This window comes from Acinetobacter halotolerans, assembly GCF_004208515.1.
GTDB lineage: Bacteria > Pseudomonadota > Gammaproteobacteria > Pseudomonadales > Moraxellaceae > Acinetobacter > Acinetobacter halotolerans.
In genome coordinates, this window is sequence record NZ_SGIM01000002.1 from 304,079 (window position 1) to 323,972 (window position 19,894).

Consider the following 19,894-nt stretch of genomic DNA (forward strand, 5'->3'; position numbering starts at 1 on the left):
TATAATGTCATTCTGTTTATCTACAAAACTTTATATCTTCTCGGATAAGGGCAAATTCGAAAGAGATATATAAAATGTTAAATAATAGCTATGGCAAACATAAAAGTTTAACGGCTGATTTAAAGACTTTATATGATCAAACTAAAGCAGAAGTTGGAGATGCAGACCTAGCTCATATAAAAAATGTTGCGGCTTACTCCCAAGCTATTAAAGCTCGTAGTAAAGAGTTAATACAACAAGGTGGAAAACCTAATGCCATGATGCGTGGTGCGATATTGGGTGCATTGCATACATTGCTTGAGTTTTCTGAACTTGGTCACAACATCATGCATGGTAGTTATGACCATTTACCTAATGCAGGCTCTTTCCATTCAGAGCGCTGGGTTTGGAATTTCATGGTGGACCCTTACGAATGGCGTGTGATGCATCATCAGAATCACCATCCTTTTACTAATATCGTTGGAGTAGACCATGATTTAGGATACTCGTTTTTACGTATTAAGCCAGGTCAGCCATGGTATGGTCACCATGCTGTGCAACTTCCACTGTTGTGGACCTTGTTATTGACATCACCTAATCTGGTGTTTTCTCTTTTTACTGGAGCATCAGCTGCTAAGACAGAAGGGCGGAAAGTACTTAGCCGAACGACTATTGAACAAACCTTAAAGTTGGCGAAAAAATATATTACCCAGAATTTTTGGAAAGATCCTCTTTCGGTTTCTCCTCATCGAATATTGCCAACATTTTTTGGAAATTATCTGAGTACCGTTTTGGGATATGATTTGACCGTTGCAGTCTTATTTTTGGAACATCATTCACCCAATGTTGAGTTATTTAGTGATCCAGGAGTGAGCGAAACAGAAGAAGAGTATTTTCGCCGCCAAATTTTAGCGACAAGTAATTTCACACCTTATGCTTCGCTTGATAATTATTTTAAGACATTGTTGGAAGAAGAGATTAAATTCGATAATCCACCTGCATTTAATGTGTTTTATGGTGGATTGGATACTCATCTAGAGCATCATTTATTTCCAGATTTACCATGTAATCGTCAACGCGAAATCCAGCCACTTGTTAAAGAAATCTGCTTGCAGCATGGCTTACCTTATAATGTTATGTCTCTTGAAGATGTTGTTCCAGATATGATGGTTAATGTGCTCAAATTAGCGAGTCCTGTTGGAGAGCAAGAAACCGGAAATTCTTTAAAAATTTTGACAAGACCTAAGGAGCTATTACGTCGGATCGTATATGGTGCCCAATACAAACTGCCAAGTAACATGACATATCTAAATAAGCCTCAATTTTATAATGTAGCTGTTAAGGTCAATGCCGTATTCCCGCAAGCAGGAAATCAGGCATTGATGATACGCTTTGAAAAACCTAAAGGATGGGATAACGTTACGTGGGAAGCTGGTTCATTTATTTCCGTACGGGTTGAGGTGGGAGACGAAAGTCTAGTTAGACAATATAGTTTATTAAAAGACAGTGTTGAGGCTGGTGATTTTTTGGAAATTGCGATCAAGCGTGTAGAAGGCGGGCGTGTTTCAAATTATATCAATAATCATATTCAGAAAAATTCACAAATGATTTTAGTGGGAACACCTCAGTCTTCTCCAGATTTCATTATGAGTGATGTGCCTAAAAAAATACTTTTTCTTGCTGGTGGCGTTGGTATAACTCCAATTTTGAGTATGTTGCGTAAGGCGTTGCGCGAAGCCCCTGATAGTCAAGCTACCTTGCTTTATTTTAACCGCAACGAGGGCTCCATTATTTTTGAGCAGGAATTACGAGAAGTTGCTCAGTTATCTGGTTTTGATGTGCATTTTATTTGTGATGAGATAAACCCTAATTATATTCCTCAAGGTCAAATATATCAGGCGAAATTAAGTACTGAATTATTATCTAAGGTTGTTGCTGATGTAAAAACACATGAAGTGTATGTTTGTGCTCCGCCAGGGTTTATTGCTGCGTCAAAATCAATGTTATTGGATTTAGGGTTACCTGAAGTGAATTTTCATACAGAGAGCTTTACCCCTCCAGTTGTGGAACATCCCACTGATGGTAAAGATCATGTTATCCACTTTGCACGTAGTGGAATAGATATTGTGGTTAATGGAGGCACGACGTTGTTGGAGGCTGCACGTTTGGCTGGTGTTAATATTCCATCGGGGTGTGAAAGAGGGTTATGTCGTGCTTGTGTTTGTAATAAGCTGCAAGGTACCACCAATTTAGATGAACATAAGCTAGAACCAGATTTACGTATTACCACCTGTAATACTTTGCCACGATCAGACACTTTAGTTTTGGATATTTAACATTTGAGCCAAGTCCATTAAGAATTTAATTTGTCTTAAAGGGTTGCACGAATTTGAGCTCATCACGATTACTTTTACCACTTATAATTTTCTCTCTTATGTGAGAAGAATAGATTGAATTTGTTTAGGAAAATGGTGGTCGTTTAAGAATTAAGGGCTTAAGTCCTTAATTTTATTTCCGCTTTCTTAGTAAAGCCTCATTTTAAAATGAGGCATAGCTGGGATGGGAGAATTAAATTATCGAATATTTTCCCACCATTGCTTAAAGCTTTGCTGGTCGTTATCCAGCTCTACTAATTCACCAATCATCGGAGTTGCAAGACGATATTTTCTATTTTTTGAGTATTCTGCAATTCTTGTAATCGGTTCATACCATGGATGTTTAGCTAAACTAAATTTGGAATGATGTACGGGAATCATATTTCGCACTTTTAGTTCTTCAGTCGCTTGAGCAACCTCATTGGGATGACAATGTACAGCATGCCAAGCGGCATCATATTGCCCATTTTCCATCAATGCCCAATCAAAAGGCCCGTATTTTTGACCGATTTCGACAAAGTGCTTGTTATAACCGCCGTCACCTGTATAAAAGATCTTTTTGTTCGGTGATTGAATAATGAATGAAATCCACAAATTTTTTCCGCCATCGAAAGCACGTCTTGAATCATGATGGGTAGTTTCGGTGATAATGGTAATGCCATCGTCAAACTCAATGCAATCGCCCCAATCTTTTTCAATCAGTATGTCCTTGGGATAGCCCCAATATTCAAAGTGTTCGCCAACACCTAAGCCAGTGATCACATATTTTACTTTATTCTTTAATTTAAGAATGGTCTTATAATCCAAATGATCATAGTGATCATGTGAAATCAGTAAATAATCAATCTCAGGTAATTCTTCAACGGTGTATATATCGGTTCCTCGATAAGCGCGTGTTCCCCACGGCAAGGGAGAAACCTTGCCACTCATGACAGGATCAATTAAAAATTTTTTGCCGTGTAGTTGCATAAATACGGAAGAGTGTCCGAACCAGATCATGACATCTTGTTGTGGATCAAGTGTTTTGAGATTAGTTTTAATCGAGGGAATAATATCTTTAGGTCTGCGATGAGGAATGGTTTTGATAAATGTTCTATAAAGTTCAATGAGAGTATGGGAGCAATCGGCCATGCCTAATTTTTCAGTGAGATTGCGAAATTGACCTTGCTGATAGTTGGGGGAGTTTTTGATACGTTGTAAGCGTTCTCCAGAAGGGATTTTTCCAAAAAGAGGGTGTCGTGTATATAAAAAGCAGATAAAAACGAGTGAGACTAAAGCGAGAGCAAAAACAATAAGCATAAGTCACATGACCTTTTTATTTGAGCATTCGATAGTCAATATTAATAAAAAGTAAAAGCGACAAAATGATGAAATATTGATGAAAAACCGATGAATGAAAACGATGGAAGCCGTTATACACTTTAACTTGGTTTGAATAACTGTAAAGGTTTACATTTGAATAGGTACGTTGTGAAATGATTGAGCAAAACGAAGCCTTTAGAGGTTAATGGTTTATGCTAGACTATTGGCATTACAGTATTCATCACTGTGAGTGAACGAGTAGATTGGATGATTGGGCAGCAGAGAAACATATTAGCGACTTTGGGAATTGATGTTTGGGTTCCTAGAGAAGTTGTATCTCAAAAAAATACTGCACCTAGCTTATGGCGAGATCAAGTTGTCGACGAAATCGAACCATCTTCTGTGCTTGCATTTGATACAGCCCCGATTCCTAAAGATATCCAAGCCACATCTGTACCAATTCCACAACAGATAACAGCCAGTGAAGTTCCTCAACATACTGAAGTTGTCGAAAAGCCAGTCGCTAAAGAAGTCGTTGTTGAGAAAGAGCAAATCGTTATAACAACACCAGTCCAAGCGTTTGAGTTGCAAATGTACGTTTTGGATAGCTGTGCAATTTTGCTAGAAGGCAGCCAGCTTAGTGATGCTCAAAGAACATTGTGGCAAAACATTCAGAAAGCAAGATTAGGGCAATACGCTGAGTTGAAATGGCCATTCCCATTGGTTGGATTTCAAGAAAGTCGGGGATTGTCTTCATATATTCAAGGCTTTTTGGATGCAACAGCAAATAATAAAAAAATCCTTTGCCTAGGTCAGCTCGATTTTATTCAACACGCCAATATATTACATCTTGCCAGTTTAGAAGAAATGATTGCTCAACCCTTATTAAAAAGACGGTTGTGGCAATTAATGCAATAAAAGAGTGGAAATTTTATAATGAAGAAAGTTGTTGTATTTAGTCAAATTCATCAAGACGTTTTAGCACGGTTACAGCAAGATTATCAGGTGGTGGTGCTCAATCCAAAATTGGGGGATATCAATGCGCAAATTCGAGCAGAGGTAGAGGATGCCGATGCCATGATTGGCGCTGGGCGTTTACTCAACGAAAGCAACTTAGCGCCTGCACAAAAACTTAAAATCATTTCTAGTGTGTCAGTGGGCTATGATAACTATGATGTTGATTATTTAAATCAAAGAAAAATTTGGCTCGCAAACACGCCGCATGTATTAACAGAGACCACAGCGGATTTGGCTTTTAGTTTATTACTGAGTGCAGCACGAAAAATTCCACAACTTGATGCTTGGACCAAACAAGGTCAATGGAAGCGAACAGTTTCGAGTGAGCAATTTGGCGTAGATGTGTTTGGTAAGACCTTGGGGATTATTGGTCTAGGTCATATTGGAGCAGCAATCGCTCGTCGAGCTTTTTATGGCTTCAATATGAATATCTTGTACCATAATCGCCGTGAAAAAATAGAAGTCGCACAAGCATTCAATGCCCAATATTGTGACCTCGATCAGTTATTACAGCAATCTGACTTCATTGTGGTTGCTGTTGATTTAAATAGCCAGTCACAGGCGCTGATCGGAGAGGCTCAATTTGAGCTCATGCAGAAACATGCTGTATTCATTAATATTGCACGTGGCTCTGTAGTTGATGAAAATGCGCTCATTGAGGCACTACAACAAAATAAAATTTTTGCCGCGGGCTTAGACGTGTATGCCAAAGAACCTTTGCAAAGCTCACCATTATTTGAACTGCCAAACGTGGTGACTGCACCACATATTGGTTCAGCAACGGCTGAAACGCGTTATAAAATGGTCAATCTCGCTTATCAAAACCTGATTGATGCTTTAGAAGATCGAACGCCACGTTATTTGGTCAATCCCAAATTTGATTAATAGCGGCTGAATAATTGCTTACAACTTGATTGTTGAATAATTGCACGAGTCCATCTTTTTAAACTGATTAATATTGCTACACTTGCGCCCTTTGAGATTTCATCTGGGGTATTTGTGTTCGAAAAGTTAGCTGAGCAAAGTTTAGGTTTAATGGGGTGGGAAATCGATAATCATTGGGATTTAGATATTGACCAATGTGTGATGATCGCCGCGCCACATACCAGTAACTGGGATGCATTATATGCCCGTTTGGCATTGAAAGCGTTGGGCGTCAATGTGCGACTAACGATCAAAGGCAGCTATATGAAATTTCCTTTTGGTCCTTTTGTACGAGCAATGGGAGGGATCGGTATAGATCGTAGAGCCAAACAGGAAGGTCAGGAACGACCAAGTATGGTTCAATTGATGAGTGACTTGTTTAAAACGCATCCAAAATTAGTGATGTTAGTTACTCCAGAAGGTACGAGAGCGAAACAAGAACAATGGAAAACAGGTTTTTATCATATTGCTATCGCAGCGGGTGTTCCGATTGCATTGGCGTATATGGATTATGCTAAGAAGAAAACTGGTGTGGGAAAAATCATTTATCCTACGGGTGATTATGAAAAAGACATGACGGAAATCATGGCTTTTTATGAAAATATTCACGCAAAATTTCCAGAGAAATTTAGCGTAGATCAACGTTATACTTCGGCGAAATAATACATATTCGATCTTTGTTATAAAAAGAAGACAGTAAAAGCTGTCTTCTATAACACTTTGTTGCAAATTCCTCTCATTTTCAGTGCTATATTAAATTTCTCCATTAGAATCATAGAGAAACCCCTTGAGACCGCTGCTGCTTGCATGTGGCTTATTTGCCACGACCCAACTGAGTCATACGCAGGTCCTTTTGCCTACACAGGTGATGGGAGCAACTGAAGTCCCTGATATTGGCAGTGGTATAGGGTTACTCGACCAACAAAAAGAAAAATTCATCGGTGAAAAAGTTTATCGTCAAGTTCATCGACAAATGCCTATACTTCAAGATGCTTGGTTGGAAGATCAATTTTTACAAGTTTTCTCAGGCATTTTAAGTCAAACCCAACTGGGGCAGCCGATTGGTTTGGTGGTGATCAAAGATCCCCAAATTAATGCCTTTGCTGTACCTGGTGGTTTATTTGCAATAAATACGGGTTTGATTACGTCCGCTAAAAATTTAGATGAAATCGCAGGCGTTATGGCGCATGAAATCGCCCATGTCACGCAACGACATTACAGCCGATCACAAGAAGCATTTAAGGGACAAGGATTATTGGCTTTGGCTGGGATCCTCGTTGGTGCTGCGATTGCCTCACAGGCTGATGGTGATGTCGGCTCAGCGGTAATGTTGGGAACGCAAGCCGCTTTAATTGATAAACAACTGAGCTATAGTCGTAATCAAGAGCGTGAAGCAGATCGTATCGGTATGCAGTTTATGTATTCAGCAGGGTACAATCCGCAGAGTATGGCGGATTATTTTGAAACCATGCATCGGGCGACCAGTCGAGTTAGCTTTTTGCCAGATTTTTGGTTAACTCATCCATTAACCACTGAACGTATGAGTGAAGCTCGTCTGCGTGCCAATCAACTGCCTAAAGTGAAATCAAAGATTTATGATCTCAATTTTGACATATTGAAATGGTATACCTACGTCACTTCAAATCAAGCCACAGAAATTCAGATACAATCTCTTGCCTCGCAGAAGAATGTTGCAGCACAACTGGCGCTCAGTAAGTTTTATTTAGAGCAAGGTGATTATGCTCAAGCACAGTCAAATCTTGATTTGGTGAAAGTGAAATTAAAATCTCATATATTGGTTCCACTCATTCAAACCGATATTTATTTGGGGCAAAATAAACTTGAGCTGGCAGAGAATACGATTGCACCGATTCAAAGAACGATGCCTGAAAATCGCGCTTTATCTTATAAATTCGCTGAAGTCTTAATTCGACAAGGACAAGTTGCACAAGCGCAAACCTTAGTTCAACGATTCATTCATAAGAACCAACGTGATATTCGAGGATGGCAACTGTTGCAACAAGCAGCAAACTTAGACAAAAGCTCACCATTACAAGCTGTGAATGTCTTATGCTATCGTGCAGAGGTTGAGTATTGGTCGGGCTATGAGGAAAATGCAATTAAATCCATGTTACATGCGCAACGACTTGCAAAAGGGAATATGGCAATGTCAGCGAAAATTGAATCTCGTTTAAAGCAAATGCAAGATGACTACCGTAGGAAAATTTAATTCTTAATTTGATGTGGTGGAATTAGCTTGCTGAAAATTTGAGAGTAATTACATGGAAATTAAATTAGAAAAATTCAACATACAAGACTTTCATTACTATTTTCAACTGGTTAGTAATACAGAGGTAATGGCTATGATTACAGAAAGAGCTATTCCTTTAGATGAAGCAGAACATAATTTTCAGCAACTTATCGTAAATAATCAATTATGTGAGAATTTTGGTAATTTTAAAATTCTTGATGCTGATACGAATGAGTTTATTGGTTTGGCAAAGCTAGAAATTAAAGAAATAGATGCTGACGAGCTTGAATTGGGTTATATGCTTTTGCCAAATTATTGGGGTAGAGGTATTGCGAATAGAGTCAGTGAACTTTTACTTAATATTTCAAGAAAAGAAAATTCAATAAATCAAATATTTGCGATTATTGATCCTAAAAATCTTGCTTCACGCAAGATTCTAACGCGTCAGGGTTTTAAGCATAAAGCATTTAAAGACTATGATGGATTAGCAGGTGAAATACTGGAATTAAAAAATTAATTTAAGTCATCAATAATAAAAGAGTAAGTATAATTGCCGTATAACATAAATAGAAATTAATTGAGAGGAGGGTTTATTATGATCAAGGGGCAATGTTTATGTGGGGCTGTGCAATATCAATATCATGGTGAAATTGAAAATAGTATTCTGTGTTATTGCCAACACTGTCAGCAGGCACAAGGTGCAATCGCGGGTTGGAATAGTCCACTTGATCAAACAAAATTTGAATTTATCTCAGGGCAAGATCAACTAAACGAATATTTTCATACGCCGAATAAAGCACGAGTATTCTGTCAACATTGTGCTAGTCCGATTTATTCATATCGTACAGATTTGCCAAATATCATTCGCTTACGTTTGGGTACGGTAACTGAAGGACAGATTCCTGCACCTACAGAAGAATTTTTTACCGAGCATAAACCAAAATTTATTGAATTAAGATAAGATGGCTGGCTTGAGTAGTAAAGAAGTTAAAAAATGATGAAGAAAATTATTGGTTTTATTTTTGCGGTTGGGTTTGTGGGGGCGAGTTCAGCGGCTTCAGTTGAGCAATATGTACGTGCTGTAGAAAAGATAACGGCAACTTATGCGCAAGACATGCGCAGTTTTTTACGTAGTTTAGACCCGCAACTCTCACATTTCACACCTGAGCAGCAGACAAAATATTGCGCTATTGTAAATCAATATGTGCAGGACTCTTATGGGGCGATCGAAAAGAATAGATCTCATTTAACAGGACAATACGCCACGATGACCAAGCAAGATGTAATTCATCAAGTGACTGAGTCAAAAGAAATGAAAATGCTGACTAAATATAATATTCAGTGTGATTTTAAATAAATAATATGCATGGGTTCATTGTTGAAATGAATCCAATTTATTATTAAATATATAAAAAGAGAGGTATAAAGCCGAACTGAGCTGATTAGCTTAATTTTGCTTTAATTTTAGAAGAAACTTGTGCAGGATCGGCACGCCCGGCTATGATCGGACGTAGAGAATTCATCACCTTACCCATATCTTTCATGCTAGTAGCTCCTTGAGCAGAAATCGTTTGCTCAATGAGAGAATCAAGTTCTTCCTCAGTCATAGCGGCTGGTAGAAATTGAGAGATAACCTCAACTTCGGCTTGTTCTTTACTAGCTAAATCTTCTCGACCAGCACCTGAAAAGGCCTTGATCGATTCTTTACGTTGTTTAATTTGCTTTTCAATGACCGCAAGAACCTGAGCATCGTCAAGCTCAATGCGCTCATCAATTTCGATTTGCTTAATTGCTGCCTGTAGACCACGAATAACCGTTACTGTTGCCATTTCTTTGGCACGCATAGAATTTTTTAACACGTCAGTAATTTGGTTTTTTAAAGTCGTCATAGTCTTTTCAGCAGTCAATCACAAATTAATTAGTAAAGGCGAGTAGTACGTACAGATTCGCGAGTCAATTTCTTTTGATAACGCTTAACTGCTGCAGCTTTTTTACGCTTACGTTCTTGAGTTGGTTTTTCATAGAATTCGCGCTTACGAACGTCAGCTAAAACACCAGCTTTTTCGCATGAACGTTTGAAACGGCGGATAGCTACGTCTACTGGTTCGCCTTCTTTCAACTTAACTTGTGGCATGTAAAATCCTCTAAGATGATGGATAAGATCTAACGCACGATTGCACTAGATCGCAAGTGAAGGTCAGTATTTTACTCATTTACAACTCAGATCACAAGTCTATAATAGCGTTGATACTATTTTTGATCGTTGTAAAGGCAGTTTAATGATTGTTTTGGGCTTAGAAACTTCGTGTGATGAAACTGGGTTAGCACTCTATGATAGCGAGCTCGGCTTACGGGGGCAGGTTCTCTATAGTCAGATCAAACTGCATGCAGAATATGGTGGTGTCGTACCTGAACTGGCGTCACGGGATCATGTTCGTAAGATGATTCCTCTGATGAATCAATTGCTTGAACAAAGTGGCGTGAAAAAACACGAAATCGATGCAGTTGCTTATACACGTGGTCCGGGGTTGATGGGTGCATTGATGACAGGTGCATTATTTGGTCGTACTTTGGCGTTTGCGTTCAATAAACCTGCGATTGGTGTGCATCATATGGAAGGTCATATGCTTGCGCCATTACTTTCAGATACGCCACCGGAATTTCCGTTTGTCGCTTTGTTGGTTTCAGGTGGACATACGCAACTGATGGCTGCACATGGAATTGGTCAGTATGAGTTACTCGGTGAGTCGATTGATGATGCGGCTGGCGAGGCGTTCGATAAAGTCGCAAAAATGATGAAACTTCCTTATCCCGGTGGGCCGAATATCGCAAAACTGGCGTTACAAGGTGATGCCCAAGCATTTGCTTTTCCTCGCCCAATCTTGCATCAAGGCTTAGATTTTTCGTTTAGCGGTTTGAAAACAGCGGTTTCTGTTCAACTGAAAAAACTTGGCGAAGAAAATCGTGATGCGGATATTGCGGCTTCTTTCCAAGAAGCAGTGGTTGATACACTGGCTAAAAAATCAGTAAAGGCTTTAAAACAAACAGGTTTAAAACGCTTGGTCATTGCTGGTGGTGTCAGTGCCAATCTTCGCTTACGTGAGCAATTAGAGACGTCGCTGAAAAAGATCAATGCACAAGTCTATTATGCTGAACCGGCTTTATGTACAGATAATGGCGCCATGATTGCGTTTGCAGGCTATCAACGTTTAAAAGCTGGGCAGCAGGATGGTCTCGCAGTAACTACGACACCAAGATGGCCGATGACGGAATTAGAACCAACCTAGAATGAAACTGATCATTTTTATGGGATGCTAAGCTTCTGCGAAGCTACATATTATTTTATTTAAAAATCAAATGATTCATTTATATGCGTAGTGAGGGGTTGGAGTCAACGCTATCGTGTTAAAGTGTCGAATAAATTATTTATTTTGATGAGCTAAAAACTCATAGCGGAGTACAGAAGTTGAAAATTTCTTATGTTTTTACATGTGGCAGATTAGAATCTTTATTTAAAATTCTAAATCTCATCCAGCAGGGTGAAGAGCATGACACATCAGAAGCTAAAAAAATAATTGAGCAATTCAGAAAGGATATCTCTATAGGGCGAACTTTTGAGGAAACTGAACTTTATCAGCGGATACAAAAGAGTGAGGAAAAAATCGTCATTAATCGCTTGAATAATATTCTTAGAGATAAACCACCTCATCAAAACAAATTTGATTTGGATGAATATAAGACGGGTGCATGGTCTGAATTTAGTGATTATAAGTTAGCCATTAGATTCTCTGATGCTAAAACAGCCTTGAGTCAAAAGCACTTTGAAAAGACGGGTGAATATATGACCAGTCGAGGTATTGCTAAACTGACGGGTTTTAATCCGACCAACATTAAGAATATGTTAAATCATAAAAGAAGTGTGGTGAAAAAAATGCTATCCACACTGGAAAAATTAGCAAAAGAGTATTGATATTAACGTTCTATAGCAGAGCGAAAACGATGCAGAGGAAATTTATTTTCTGCATCGATTCCATTTTTCTATTTTTCTGAACAAATAAAAATTAGATAATTACTTCGCTTGTGATGAAGCATATTGAAATACATTTCAGGTTTAAAAATTAATTTGACTTATCCGCTTTGGATAGCACAGCCAAACATACAAAAATCAAAACCATACCGATCCAACCAATCGGCGCTAATCTCTCACCCACCAGCAATACCGCAAAAAGTGCGGCAACTAATGGTTCAAATAAAGTGAGGGTCGTGGCGGTACTGGCAGAAATTGTTTTTAAAGCATAACCAAATAACAGATAACCGAGAAACATCGGAATCAGCATCATATAGCCGACAACATATAGGTTTACGGGTTCATCAAATAAATTGGAACCAGTAAAAAATAAAGTCGGTAATAAAATTAAAGCGCCAAATCCAAAAATTAAACCCATCGAGGCTCTAGAGTCGACACCCTGATCAATCATTTTCTTGGCAGCCCATGAATATAACGAGTAGGTTGAGGCTGCAATAAGCCCAAGAATAATTCCTATGCTTTTCTGATCAGCACTTATTGCTGATGACGAGCCTTGAGAGTGCGACTCACCGATGGATAAAAGCAATACTCCAGCAACACCAAAAATAAAACTGATAAACCATTTTAGCGAGAGTGCTTTTTGATCAAAAAACTTTTCAAGTAGCGCTGTAAATAATGGTGCTGAACCAATAGAAACCACAGTGCCAATCGTGATGCCAGCCATCCGCATAGAGGAGTAGAAGGCCAGTGGATAAATAGCAACAGAAATCATCCCAACCAACAGCAAAGGGAAATATGAACGGATCTGCGGTAAATGACTGAGGATGTTTTTATGAGCGAGTAACGCTTGTAAAAGCCCACCGCCACCCATCGCAATCGCACCTATGGCTAATGGACTTAAATTGGGAGCATAAGAAGCCGCAGTACCAGTCGTACCCCAAAGAACTGATGCAACTAAAACCGCAATAAACCCATAATGTGGACTGAGTTTGATCGTGTTATTCAATTCCTAATCTCTTGTTCTAATAAGGACTGGGCCATTTGTCTGGCAGCAAAAACTTTAGTACTTGAACTTTCTAAACCTGCTCGAACGATAGAACCTTCCAAAATAAAAGAGAGCAGCAGCGCGAGTTGTTTAACTTTTTCAGGATCATTTATCAGCTGATTTAAATGATCTGCCAAAATGTTTTCAACTTCATCTTTATGTTTTTTCACCGCCAAACGTTCTGGACTATGCGCAGGAAATTCTGCTGCTGCATTGAGGAGTCCGCAACCGCGGAAACCATTTTCATAGGCAAACTCGGCATGATCTTGATAAGCATCGAAAACAGCCAATACGCCATCAATTGGTGTTTGGATTTGGGCTTTTCTATTTTGGTATAAGCCTAACCACTCTTGATGACGTGCTTCGATATAACAAGTGACCAATTCAGATTTAGTCCGAAAGTTATTGTATAAGGACATTTTTGCAACGTTGGCTTGATCAATGATGCTATTGATCCCTGTACTGTTGATTCCATCTTGATAAAACAGCATTGAAGCTGTTTCTAAAATTCTTTGTTTTGCAGATTTAGTGCTCATAATGAAAAATATTGGGTAAACTGTTCTACCTAATATTAGGGTGGATTAAGGAAATTCGCAATAGGAGACGCTGTTTTTATTCATTGAGCATAAGTTTTTATTTAGGTGTAAATATGATTAAAGAGAGTGGATGATCTCTTTAATCAAATCGCTTATTTGGTTTTTTTGCTGTGGATCAAGGCGAGTCCATAAGTAGGCCATTTCTTATCGGTCTTAATGTTATTGACCAACCAAGCCACAAATACCAGCGCGATTGATCCCAATAACACAGGAAAAAATAAAAAGCTCCAATGGTATTGAATGGTATTTGCTGTGAGCAAGATGACTAATGGATTTGCCCCAGCAGGTGGATGAACACAACGTAACAGTTGCATTGCCGCAATAGCGCAACCCACGGAAAGCGCAATACTCAATGCTGAAGTTCCTAAAGTTTTAAGAAAGACTAAGCCAATCAAAGCTGAAACAAAGTGCCCAAGAATCACATTACGAGGTTGTGCTAAAGGGGATTGAGCAACGGCATATAATATGACACAGCTTGCGCCGAAAGGTGCCATGATAAATAAATTTTGGGTCCATTTGCTCAAGAGAACTAAGATCAGAATACTGAATGTCCCGCCAATTAAGCTTCTGAAAATATCAATGGATTGGGGGCGTGGAGCAAGATGCTCTTTGCCATGAAATAGCGATAACATTTTAATCTCACAGGATCATTGTATTCAGTCAATAATAAGACTAAAATTAAAAATAGTACAGATCTGTACTATTTTTAATTGAGTAAACTTGTATGTCAAAGTCCGCAAATAAAATTTTGAATACCGCAGAAAAATTATTTTATGAAAATAGTTTTGTCGGTGTTGGTGTTGATTTAATTCGAGATGAGTCCGGCTGTTCAAAAACAACAATGTACACTCATTTTAAAAATAAAAATCAGTTAGTGAGATCGGTGCTTGAGGCTAGAGATACGAAGTTTAGACAGAGTCTAATTGCTTATATTGGCAATGCAACAGGAGCACAGGCACTCAATCAGCTCATTGATTGGCATTTGTTGTGGTTTCAAGAAGACAATTTTAAAGGATGCTTATTTGTCAGAGCGGTTGCTGAATCTCATTGTGGTGATCAAGACATCATTACAGTCTCTAAAGAACATAAGATTTGGATTCGCGCATTAATTGCAAAATGTCTTGAATCAACCCCCCATGCAGATGCATTGGTTGAAATTATTTATACCTTGATTGAAGGGTTGATTAGCCGCTTTTTGGTAGAAGGATATGATGCAAAAGTTGCAGATGAGATTAAAAAATCGATAAACCGTATGGTTGAGATTTTTAGTTAGGAGTTTCATTGAAAGGATAGGGGCGATGAAATAAGCTTCTAAATAGTTAAGCCGTTGAAAATATATCAACGGCTTATGCTTGATTGGAAAATAAAAATGTTTTTATTTCAACAGTGAAGTGAATAGGCTTAATCTATAAAATAGTTTTGGTTTTCTACATCGATATACTCAATATAACCACGCCCTTGAACTTCATTATTCAAATATTCACCTGTGAAAGTATAGGCGCTGGCATAACCAATTCCATGACCGTAGCGGAATGGACTATCAATTTCAGCAAAGATTTCTAATACTTTTTGACCCGTATCATCTTTCACCGTCCAAGAAAAGAATTGTGGCAAGCGCATTTTCTTGCCACTTGGCGAAATATAATCATCGATCTGATGCGCAATCACCTTAAACTCAACATTGGTATAGATTTCAGCAGGTTTGTCGGTATGTCTAATATGCAGAGAATAAGCTACGGGTTGACCTAAAATATCGGCTTTGGTTAACAATAGTTGCGTTGTTTCAGTCAGATTAATAATTTGATAGGTGAAGAAATCAAGCGGTAATTTATAAGATTCGGGGAGGCGTTTTTTTACCACACCATGCGCACCTGTTGCACGCGCATATTCATAGGTGCATAAACCTTCCGCTGGCGTAGCTTGACCTTGATATTCAAGTTGACCTTTGAATGTGGCTAATAGACTAAAATGATCATAGATCGGAGTTTTGATAAACCATGAAACTTGATCGGTCACATCTAAATCAAATTCAAAATTTAAACCATGATAAGCACCTTTCAAATGAATATTGGGCAAAGTGCCTGTAATGGAAACGTCTTCGCCTAATTCGATTTGTGTGCCATTTTCTTGAATATTTGTCTCATCTGGGATGATGTAAGCTTTTAATAAGTGTTGGTCTAATGCGGCTGTACTAGAGAACAATGTTGCAGTATGTCTTGGGTCACCCAGTGTTATGTCATCATGATCGAAGGCAAGTGCCCCAGGGGTACCTAACAAAATCATGATATTTAGATAACGATGTGGTTCAGGCAGCAGTGGAAAAAAGATTCCATAATGTGTCCACGTATAAAATTTCTCTGTTGTTCTTGGACGGATGATCTCTGGTTCAGAAAAAGGAATGGTTGAATATTTTATAGCCTGATCTAGTGTGCTTTGTGCGAGCAATAAGCTTTTACCCAAAATTTTGCTCGTCAGAGAGGTTGGCGGCAGTTGTTTTTTCATCTTTTTCCCTAAACTCAGTCTATGCTAGATCTTAGATTAAGAAAAACAACTGCCCGTGCTAAGCCTAAATAAGGACAATGCCACGGCTTTTGAGGACATTTATCCTTTTATAGTGTTTGACAATTTCTCTAGTTTTTGCGAACCAATCCAATGTTTTGAAAACTGATAGGCCGCTCGACCAGAGCGTTGACCGCGTGCCTGACACCATTTCAAACTTTCAGCACGAACCAGATCGTTATATTGCAAACCTGCTTGAACGATATAGTGTTCCACAATTTCTAAATAAAGCTGTTGATCCATCGGATAGAATGACAGCCACAAACCAAAACGATCAGAAAGAGAAATCTTTTCTTCAATCGCTTCTTGTGGGTGTAGCTCAGTATATTGCGGAACATCAACTTTACGCACAGGCGTATTTTCGTGCATAAATTCTGGCAATAAATGGCGGCGGTTACTGGTGGCATAGATAATGAAATTGCTTGAACCAGACTGTAGTGAACCATCTAATACACTTTTCAAACTACGATAATTTTCATCTTCTGCGTTAAAGGCTAAATCGTCACAATAAACAATAAATTTCTCAGGGCGGTTTTCAATTATCTTTTGAATCTTGGGTAAATCAGATAAATCATCCCGTTCGATTTCTATGAGACGTAAACCTTGTGATGAATATTCCGTCAGTAGGGCACGGACTATCGATGATTTTCCAGTACCCCGTGAACCAGTGAGCAATACATCATTGGCAGGCAAGCCATTTAAGAACTGTAAGGTATTTTGAATAATTTTATCTTTTTGACGCTCAATCCCTTTTAGGTCTTCCAAATGCATTTTTTTGGGTTGTTGAATGGCGAGCAGTTGTTGATTTTCCCATCGAAAAGCGATAGCTGAAAAATCAGTGGGTTGTTTTGGTGCAGGGAGAACTTGCTGTAATTGTGTCAAAACACTGGATAATGAATGGAGAATAGATTCCGGTAAATCAATGAGAGCCATAAATACAAACCAAACACAGTGATCAATGAATAGGGATACTATCATTGCTGTTGTTGAAATAAAGAAGATCTCATTAAAAAGATTGTAATATGTCGATTTTCCCCTTGATTGTTGCAGCCACTTTTTGCATTGTATAGGTGCAGAATGAGAAAAAAATCATCAAAACTGGAAACACGAATGTCAAATAGACTTCAAGAAAAAAAGAATACATATCAGGCATATAGGGTCGGTGTGTTACAAGAGCACTTACGCCATGCAAATGGGTATGCGGAATGGAAGTCCATTGCACTCAAACTAGACCAAGAAGCAGGTACTGAAGCATGGAAATATGACAATGATTCGCCTTATTTTGATGCTGAAATTTTATCTAAACGGCATAACTTATTAAAAAAATATCGTACACAACATCGAACTCTAGATTTGATCTATGTATTAAGAGAAGGTTTATCTTATGATTTTGCCAATATTGGCCATCCCATGTTATTTGCTGAGACCTACTGCGGCACTAAAAAAATTATAGAAAATTATGTTGAAGAAGTCAGTGAGTGTTTTGGTTATTTAGCTTCCAGTGAATGTATTACTTTCCAATTGAAAGAAAAAATAAAGTTTTTTGAAGAATGCCAAAAGGCTTATGGACAACCTGCTTTAATGCTATCAGGCGGTGCGACATTGGGCTTGTTTCATACTGGAGTATGCAAGGCATTGTTGGAACGTGATCTATTACCAAAGGTAATTTCAGGTTCGAGTGCAGGTGCCATCATGACAGGTATGCTCGGCGTTTCATCTGCTGATCAGATTCCTGGCTTACTTTCTGGTGAGCACTTTTTCCATGAAGCCTTTCGCTTTAGACGTGTCATGGAGTTGATTAAAGGGCATGGTGGCATTGCTGATGTGATGTATCTTAAAAAATTCTTGATACGTAATATGGGCGATGTCACTTTTGCTGAAGCCTTCCAACGTTCAGGATTGCATATTAATATTGCGGTTGCACCCTATAACACCGCACAAAACCCTAGAGTATTAAATGCTTTAACTGCGCCAAATGTTTTGGTTTGGAGTGCTGTGCTGGCTTCATGTGCCGTCCCGGTGTTATTTCCGCCAGTGAAATTAACCAGTAAACGTTATGATGGTCAGCATACGCCGTATCTTGCCAACACGAAATGGGTGGATGGCAGTATGCGCAGTGATTTTCCTCAGGAAAAAATGGCAAGGCTTTATAATATTAATTACACCATTGCCAGTCAGGTGAATCCGCATATCGTCCCATTTATGCAAAGTGATAATAAGCGATTCCGCCGTGATGTATTGAGTTGGCCTGAACGGGTTGTGCGCCATCAAGGAAAAGCGATTGCAATGGATGTTATGGATTTAATTCGCAATTCAATGGGCGGTTTCTTCCCGATTCGACGTGCGCTCGATCATGGTTATGGAATTTTAGGGCAGCGTTATTATGGTGATGTGAATATCATTGCCAAATATGGTTTAAGGCATTACAGCTATATGCTGAAAAATCCACGGCCAAAACTATTTAAAAGCTTACAACAAGAAGGTGAGCGAGCAACATGGTCTAAAATCGCTTCGATTGAAACACATGCACGTATTGGTAAAACCATTGAACATTGTTTAGCATCATTACGTAAGCAGGAAGAAAAGCAGCAGAATGAGTTTTATTACGTGGATCTCTGATCCAACTATTCAATGGAATAATTGGTCGTTAGAAACGAAAAAGCGAAGTTATGATTTTGGACGGCGTTTATATACGTTTCAAGTTGAAAATCAGAAGTATTGGCTTAAATTTCATGTCGTCGATACCGATCCAGTGATAGAGCCTGCTTTTCAAGGTGAATTGGATTTTTATCAGCTCGAATCAATACATTCTCAGCACTTTCTATTGCCGCATCATATTATTATCTTAGAACAGACACCGCAGTGCCTTCACCTTGAAGCGAAGGGTAGAGGCTTGATATTGTTTGATGCAGAAAAGTTCTTCACGGATATTTTACCCACCACCGATCTTGAGATTATTCAAAAAAAAATCTTAGATGCCTTGGAAACACTCGACTACATGCACGAAATGGGTTGGGTTCATGGTGATCTAAAGCCAGCACATTTCCGTTTATATCATGGGTCTTGTCGGTTGATCGATTTTGAGCAAAGTTTTAAGTCTCAATGTCCAATTACGCGCATGGATGCGACACCACATTATATGGCGCCTGAGCTTTTTCATGGTGAGGCGAAAAGTATTCAAAGTGATTTATATGCTTTGGGCATTATTTTGTATGAATGGTTAACGAACACTAAATTAAACGCTGATACTTATTATGATTGGGCTGTACTGCATTGCCAACAACTGCACATTCAGCTGCCTAAAGCGCTTGAATGTTTTTTTCCACTTTTAAATGGTTTACTGCAAAAGCGAGTTGAACAGCGATTTAGGTCAGTTCTTGATGCCAAAGGTTGTCTAAACGCGATTGACTTGTTGTAAATATAAATACTTGATTTGAATATTATATGTTCATTTGAATGGTTTTTTTATCAGAAAGACTTGTCAGAATTAGCGTTTCTCACTAATATGCATACCCATCGGGGGCGTGGCGAAATTGGTAGACGCACTGGATTTAGGTTCCAGCGCCGCAAGGTGTAAGAGTTCGAGTCTCTTCGCCCCCACCAAATTTAAAAAGCAAGCATGTCTTGCTTTTTTTATGGTTAGGTCTGATATGATTTAATCATGCATGTTCTAGAGGATTGGTGTAATGGTAGCATGACGGTCTCCAAAACCGTTCGTCAAGGTTCGAGTCCTTGATCCTCTGCCAAATTAGAAAAGGGACTTATTCAAAGTCCCTTTTTTTATTTCTGTTGTTTTTATCTGTATATTAAAAAAGCATT

21 protein-coding genes and 2 tRNA genes are annotated in these 19,894 nt (G+C 38.7%); 15 read left to right on the forward strand and 8 right to left on the reverse strand.

Going from position 1 to position 19,894, the window contains the following annotated elements; genetic code table 11:
• Positions 1 to 74: 74 nt before the first annotated feature.
• Positions 75 to 2,315 (forward strand): fatty acid desaturase, encoded by a 2,241-nt coding sequence (locus tag EXE30_RS03545; RefSeq protein ID WP_130161227.1) that lies wholly within the window; start codon positions 75 to 77, stop codon positions 2,313 to 2,315.
• A 237-nt stretch (positions 2,316 to 2,552) separates the two neighbouring features.
• Here the strand turns inward: EXE30_RS03545 and EXE30_RS03550 are convergent, their stop codons facing one another.
• Complete coding sequence (locus tag EXE30_RS03550; RefSeq protein WP_130161228.1) at positions 2,553 to 3,653, reverse strand: MBL fold metallo-hydrolase; 1,101 nt, start codon at positions 3,651 to 3,653, stop codon at positions 2,553 to 2,555.
• Between the two features lie 270 nt (positions 3,654 to 3,923).
• Between EXE30_RS03550 and EXE30_RS03555 the strand changes: the two genes are divergently transcribed.
• The 7 genes from EXE30_RS03555 (at position 3,924) to EXE30_RS03585 (ending at position 9,205) form a co-directional block, all read left to right on the forward strand.
• Entirely contained in the window at positions 3,924 to 4,574 is a 651-nt protein-coding gene (locus tag EXE30_RS03555; protein ID WP_130161322.1) for a hypothetical protein, read from the forward strand.
• An 18-nt stretch (positions 4,575 to 4,592) separates the two neighbouring features.
• Positions 4,593 to 5,558: a 2-hydroxyacid dehydrogenase gene (locus EXE30_RS03560; protein ID WP_130161229.1), complete on the forward strand. Its 966-nt coding sequence runs from the start codon at positions 4,593 to 4,595 to the stop codon at positions 5,556 to 5,558.
• Positions 5,559 to 5,672: 114 nt separating this feature from the next.
• Complete coding sequence (locus tag EXE30_RS03565) at positions 5,673 to 6,260, forward strand: 1-acyl-sn-glycerol-3-phosphate acyltransferase (RefSeq protein ID WP_130161230.1); 588 nt, start codon at positions 5,673 to 5,675, stop codon at positions 6,258 to 6,260.
• A gap of 169 nt (positions 6,261 to 6,429) precedes the next feature.
• Entirely contained in the window at positions 6,430 to 7,827 is a 1,398-nt protein-coding gene (locus tag EXE30_RS03570) for a M48 family metalloprotease (protein ID WP_228256104.1), read from the forward strand.
• Between the two features lie 52 nt (positions 7,828 to 7,879).
• On the forward strand, positions 7,880 to 8,365 hold the full coding sequence (locus EXE30_RS03575) for a GNAT family N-acetyltransferase (protein WP_130161232.1): 486 nt from the start codon (positions 7,880 to 7,882) through the stop codon (positions 8,363 to 8,365).
• A gap of 78 nt (positions 8,366 to 8,443) precedes the next feature.
• Entirely contained in the window at positions 8,444 to 8,809 is a 366-nt protein-coding gene (locus EXE30_RS03580) for a GFA family protein (protein ID WP_121928376.1), read from the forward strand.
• 36 nt (positions 8,810 to 8,845) lie between these two features.
• Positions 8,846 to 9,205 (forward strand): hypothetical protein, encoded by a 360-nt coding sequence (locus EXE30_RS03585; RefSeq protein WP_130161323.1) that lies wholly within the window; start codon positions 8,846 to 8,848, stop codon positions 9,203 to 9,205.
• An 85-nt stretch (positions 9,206 to 9,290) separates the two neighbouring features.
• Here EXE30_RS03585 and EXE30_RS03590 read toward each other — a convergent pair whose 3' ends face one another.
• Complete coding sequence (locus EXE30_RS03590) at positions 9,291 to 9,737, reverse strand: GatB/YqeY domain-containing protein (protein WP_004671955.1); 447 nt, start codon at positions 9,735 to 9,737, stop codon at positions 9,291 to 9,293.
• A 29-nt stretch (positions 9,738 to 9,766) separates the two neighbouring features.
• Complete coding sequence (gene rpsU, locus EXE30_RS03595) at positions 9,767 to 9,982, reverse strand: 30S ribosomal protein S21 (RefSeq protein ID WP_004652785.1); 216 nt, start codon at positions 9,980 to 9,982, stop codon at positions 9,767 to 9,769.
• Positions 9,983 to 10,127: 145 nt separating this feature from the next.
• Between rpsU and tsaD the strand changes: the two genes are divergently transcribed.
• Together tsaD and EXE30_RS03605 are read left to right on the forward strand one after the other, a co-directional pair.
• On the forward strand, positions 10,128 to 11,135 hold the full coding sequence (tsaD, locus tag EXE30_RS03600) for a tRNA (adenosine(37)-N6)-threonylcarbamoyltransferase complex transferase subunit TsaD (RefSeq protein WP_130161233.1): 1,008 nt from the start codon (positions 10,128 to 10,130) through the stop codon (positions 11,133 to 11,135).
• 179 nt (positions 11,136 to 11,314) lie between these two features.
• Complete coding sequence (locus EXE30_RS03605) at positions 11,315 to 11,818, forward strand: hypothetical protein (protein WP_121928372.1); 504 nt, start codon at positions 11,315 to 11,317, stop codon at positions 11,816 to 11,818.
• A gap of 148 nt (positions 11,819 to 11,966) precedes the next feature.
• Here the strand turns inward: EXE30_RS03605 and EXE30_RS03610 are convergent, their stop codons facing one another.
• The 3 genes from EXE30_RS03610 to EXE30_RS03620 all read right to left on the reverse strand — a co-directional run bounded on the left by EXE30_RS03610 (position 11,967) and on the right by EXE30_RS03620 (position 14,148).
• Positions 11,967 to 12,881 carry a DMT family transporter gene (locus EXE30_RS03610; RefSeq protein ID WP_130161234.1) on the reverse strand — a complete coding sequence of 305 codons (915 nt, stop codon included), beginning with the start codon at positions 12,879 to 12,881 and terminating at the stop codon, positions 11,967 to 11,969.
• Complete coding sequence (locus EXE30_RS03615; RefSeq protein ID WP_130161235.1) at positions 12,878 to 13,456, reverse strand: TetR/AcrR family transcriptional regulator; 579 nt, start codon at positions 13,454 to 13,456, stop codon at positions 12,878 to 12,880. Before EXE30_RS03615 ends, EXE30_RS03610 begins: the two co-directional genes overlap by 4 nt.
• A gap of 152 nt (positions 13,457 to 13,608) precedes the next feature.
• A complete protein-coding gene (locus tag EXE30_RS03620) occupies positions 13,609 to 14,148 on the reverse strand; it encodes an HPP family protein (protein ID WP_130161236.1) in 540 nt (179 codons plus the stop codon).
• A gap of 92 nt (positions 14,149 to 14,240) precedes the next feature.
• Between EXE30_RS03620 and EXE30_RS03625 the strand changes: the two genes are divergently transcribed.
• Complete coding sequence (locus tag EXE30_RS03625; RefSeq protein ID WP_121928369.1) at positions 14,241 to 14,789, forward strand: TetR/AcrR family transcriptional regulator; 549 nt, start codon at positions 14,241 to 14,243, stop codon at positions 14,787 to 14,789.
• A gap of 128 nt (positions 14,790 to 14,917) precedes the next feature.
• Here the strand turns inward: EXE30_RS03625 and EXE30_RS03630 are convergent, their stop codons facing one another.
• Together EXE30_RS03630 and EXE30_RS03635 are read right to left on the reverse strand one after the other, a co-directional pair.
• Positions 14,918 to 16,018 carry a DUF6670 family protein gene (locus tag EXE30_RS03630; protein WP_130161237.1) on the reverse strand — a complete coding sequence of 367 codons (1,101 nt, stop codon included), beginning with the start codon at positions 16,016 to 16,018 and terminating at the stop codon, positions 14,918 to 14,920.
• A gap of 99 nt (positions 16,019 to 16,117) precedes the next feature.
• The gene (locus EXE30_RS03635) at positions 16,118 to 17,008 is read right to left on the reverse strand and encodes an ATP-binding protein (protein ID WP_130161238.1); all 891 of its coding nucleotides are present in this window, start codon (positions 17,006 to 17,008) and stop codon (positions 16,118 to 16,120) included.
• A 177-nt stretch (positions 17,009 to 17,185) separates the two neighbouring features.
• Here EXE30_RS03635 and EXE30_RS03640 point away from each other — a divergent pair, with 177 nt between their 5' ends.
• The 4 genes from EXE30_RS03640 to EXE30_RS03655 all read left to right on the forward strand — a co-directional run bounded on the left by EXE30_RS03640 (position 17,186) and on the right by EXE30_RS03655 (position 19,821).
• Positions 17,186 to 18,694, forward strand: a complete 1,509-nt coding sequence (locus EXE30_RS03640; RefSeq protein WP_130161239.1) for a DUF3336 domain-containing protein — start codon at positions 17,186 to 17,188, stop codon at positions 18,692 to 18,694.
• The gene (locus EXE30_RS03645; protein WP_130161240.1) at positions 18,669 to 19,493 is read left to right on the forward strand and encodes a serine/threonine protein kinase; all 825 of its coding nucleotides are present in this window, start codon (positions 18,669 to 18,671) and stop codon (positions 19,491 to 19,493) included. Before EXE30_RS03640 ends, EXE30_RS03645 begins: the two co-directional genes overlap by 26 nt.
• A 100-nt stretch (positions 19,494 to 19,593) precedes the next feature.
• Positions 19,594 to 19,678, forward strand: a tRNA-Leu gene (locus EXE30_RS03650).
• 69 nt (positions 19,679 to 19,747) lie between these two features.
• Positions 19,748 to 19,821 (forward strand) — tRNA-Trp (locus EXE30_RS03655).
• The last annotated feature ends 73 nt before the right edge of the window (positions 19,822 to 19,894 follow it).

Excerpts from the sequence above, each read along its gene's own strand:
- EXE30_RS03545 (WP_130161227.1), top strand. The coding sequence starts at position 75 with ATGTTAAATAATAGCTATGGCAAACATAAAAGTTTAACGGCTGATTTA.
- EXE30_RS03550 (WP_130161228.1), bottom strand. The coding sequence starts at position 3,653 with ATGCTTATTGTTTTTGCTCTCGCTTTAGTCTCACTCGTTTTTATCTGC.
- EXE30_RS03555 (WP_130161322.1), top strand. The coding sequence starts at position 3,924 with ATGATTGGGCAGCAGAGAAACATATTAGCGACTTTGGGAATTGATGTT.
- EXE30_RS03560 (WP_130161229.1), top strand. The coding sequence starts at position 4,593 with ATGAAGAAAGTTGTTGTATTTAGTCAAATTCATCAAGACGTTTTAGCA.
- EXE30_RS03575 (WP_130161232.1), top strand. The coding sequence starts at position 7,880 with ATGGAAATTAAATTAGAAAAATTCAACATACAAGACTTTCATTACTAT.
- EXE30_RS03580 (WP_121928376.1), top strand. The coding sequence starts at position 8,444 with ATGATCAAGGGGCAATGTTTATGTGGGGCTGTGCAATATCAATATCAT.
- EXE30_RS03585 (WP_130161323.1), top strand. The coding sequence starts at position 8,846 with ATGAAGAAAATTATTGGTTTTATTTTTGCGGTTGGGTTTGTGGGGGCG.
- EXE30_RS03590 (WP_004671955.1), bottom strand. The coding sequence starts at position 9,737 with ATGACGACTTTAAAAAACCAAATTACTGACGTGTTAAAAAATTCTATG.
- rpsU (WP_004652785.1), bottom strand. The coding sequence starts at position 9,982 with ATGCCACAAGTTAAGTTGAAAGAAGGCGAACCAGTAGACGTAGCTATC.
- tsaD (WP_130161233.1), top strand. The coding sequence starts at position 10,128 with ATGATTGTTTTGGGCTTAGAAACTTCGTGTGATGAAACTGGGTTAGCA.
- EXE30_RS03615 (WP_130161235.1), bottom strand. The coding sequence starts at position 13,456 with ATGAGCACTAAATCTGCAAAACAAAGAATTTTAGAAACAGCTTCAATG.
- EXE30_RS03620 (WP_130161236.1), bottom strand. The coding sequence starts at position 14,148 with ATGTTATCGCTATTTCATGGCAAAGAGCATCTTGCTCCACGCCCCCAA.
- EXE30_RS03625 (WP_121928369.1), top strand. The coding sequence starts at position 14,241 with ATGTCAAAGTCCGCAAATAAAATTTTGAATACCGCAGAAAAATTATTT.
- EXE30_RS03630 (WP_130161237.1), bottom strand. The coding sequence starts at position 16,018 with ATGAAAAAACAACTGCCGCCAACCTCTCTGACGAGCAAAATTTTGGGT.
- EXE30_RS03635 (WP_130161238.1), bottom strand. The coding sequence starts at position 17,008 with ATGGCTCTCATTGATTTACCGGAATCTATTCTCCATTCATTATCCAGT.
- EXE30_RS03640 (WP_130161239.1), top strand. The coding sequence starts at position 17,186 with ATGTCAAATAGACTTCAAGAAAAAAAGAATACATATCAGGCATATAGG.
- EXE30_RS03645 (WP_130161240.1), top strand. The coding sequence starts at position 18,669 with ATGAGTTTTATTACGTGGATCTCTGATCCAACTATTCAATGGAATAAT.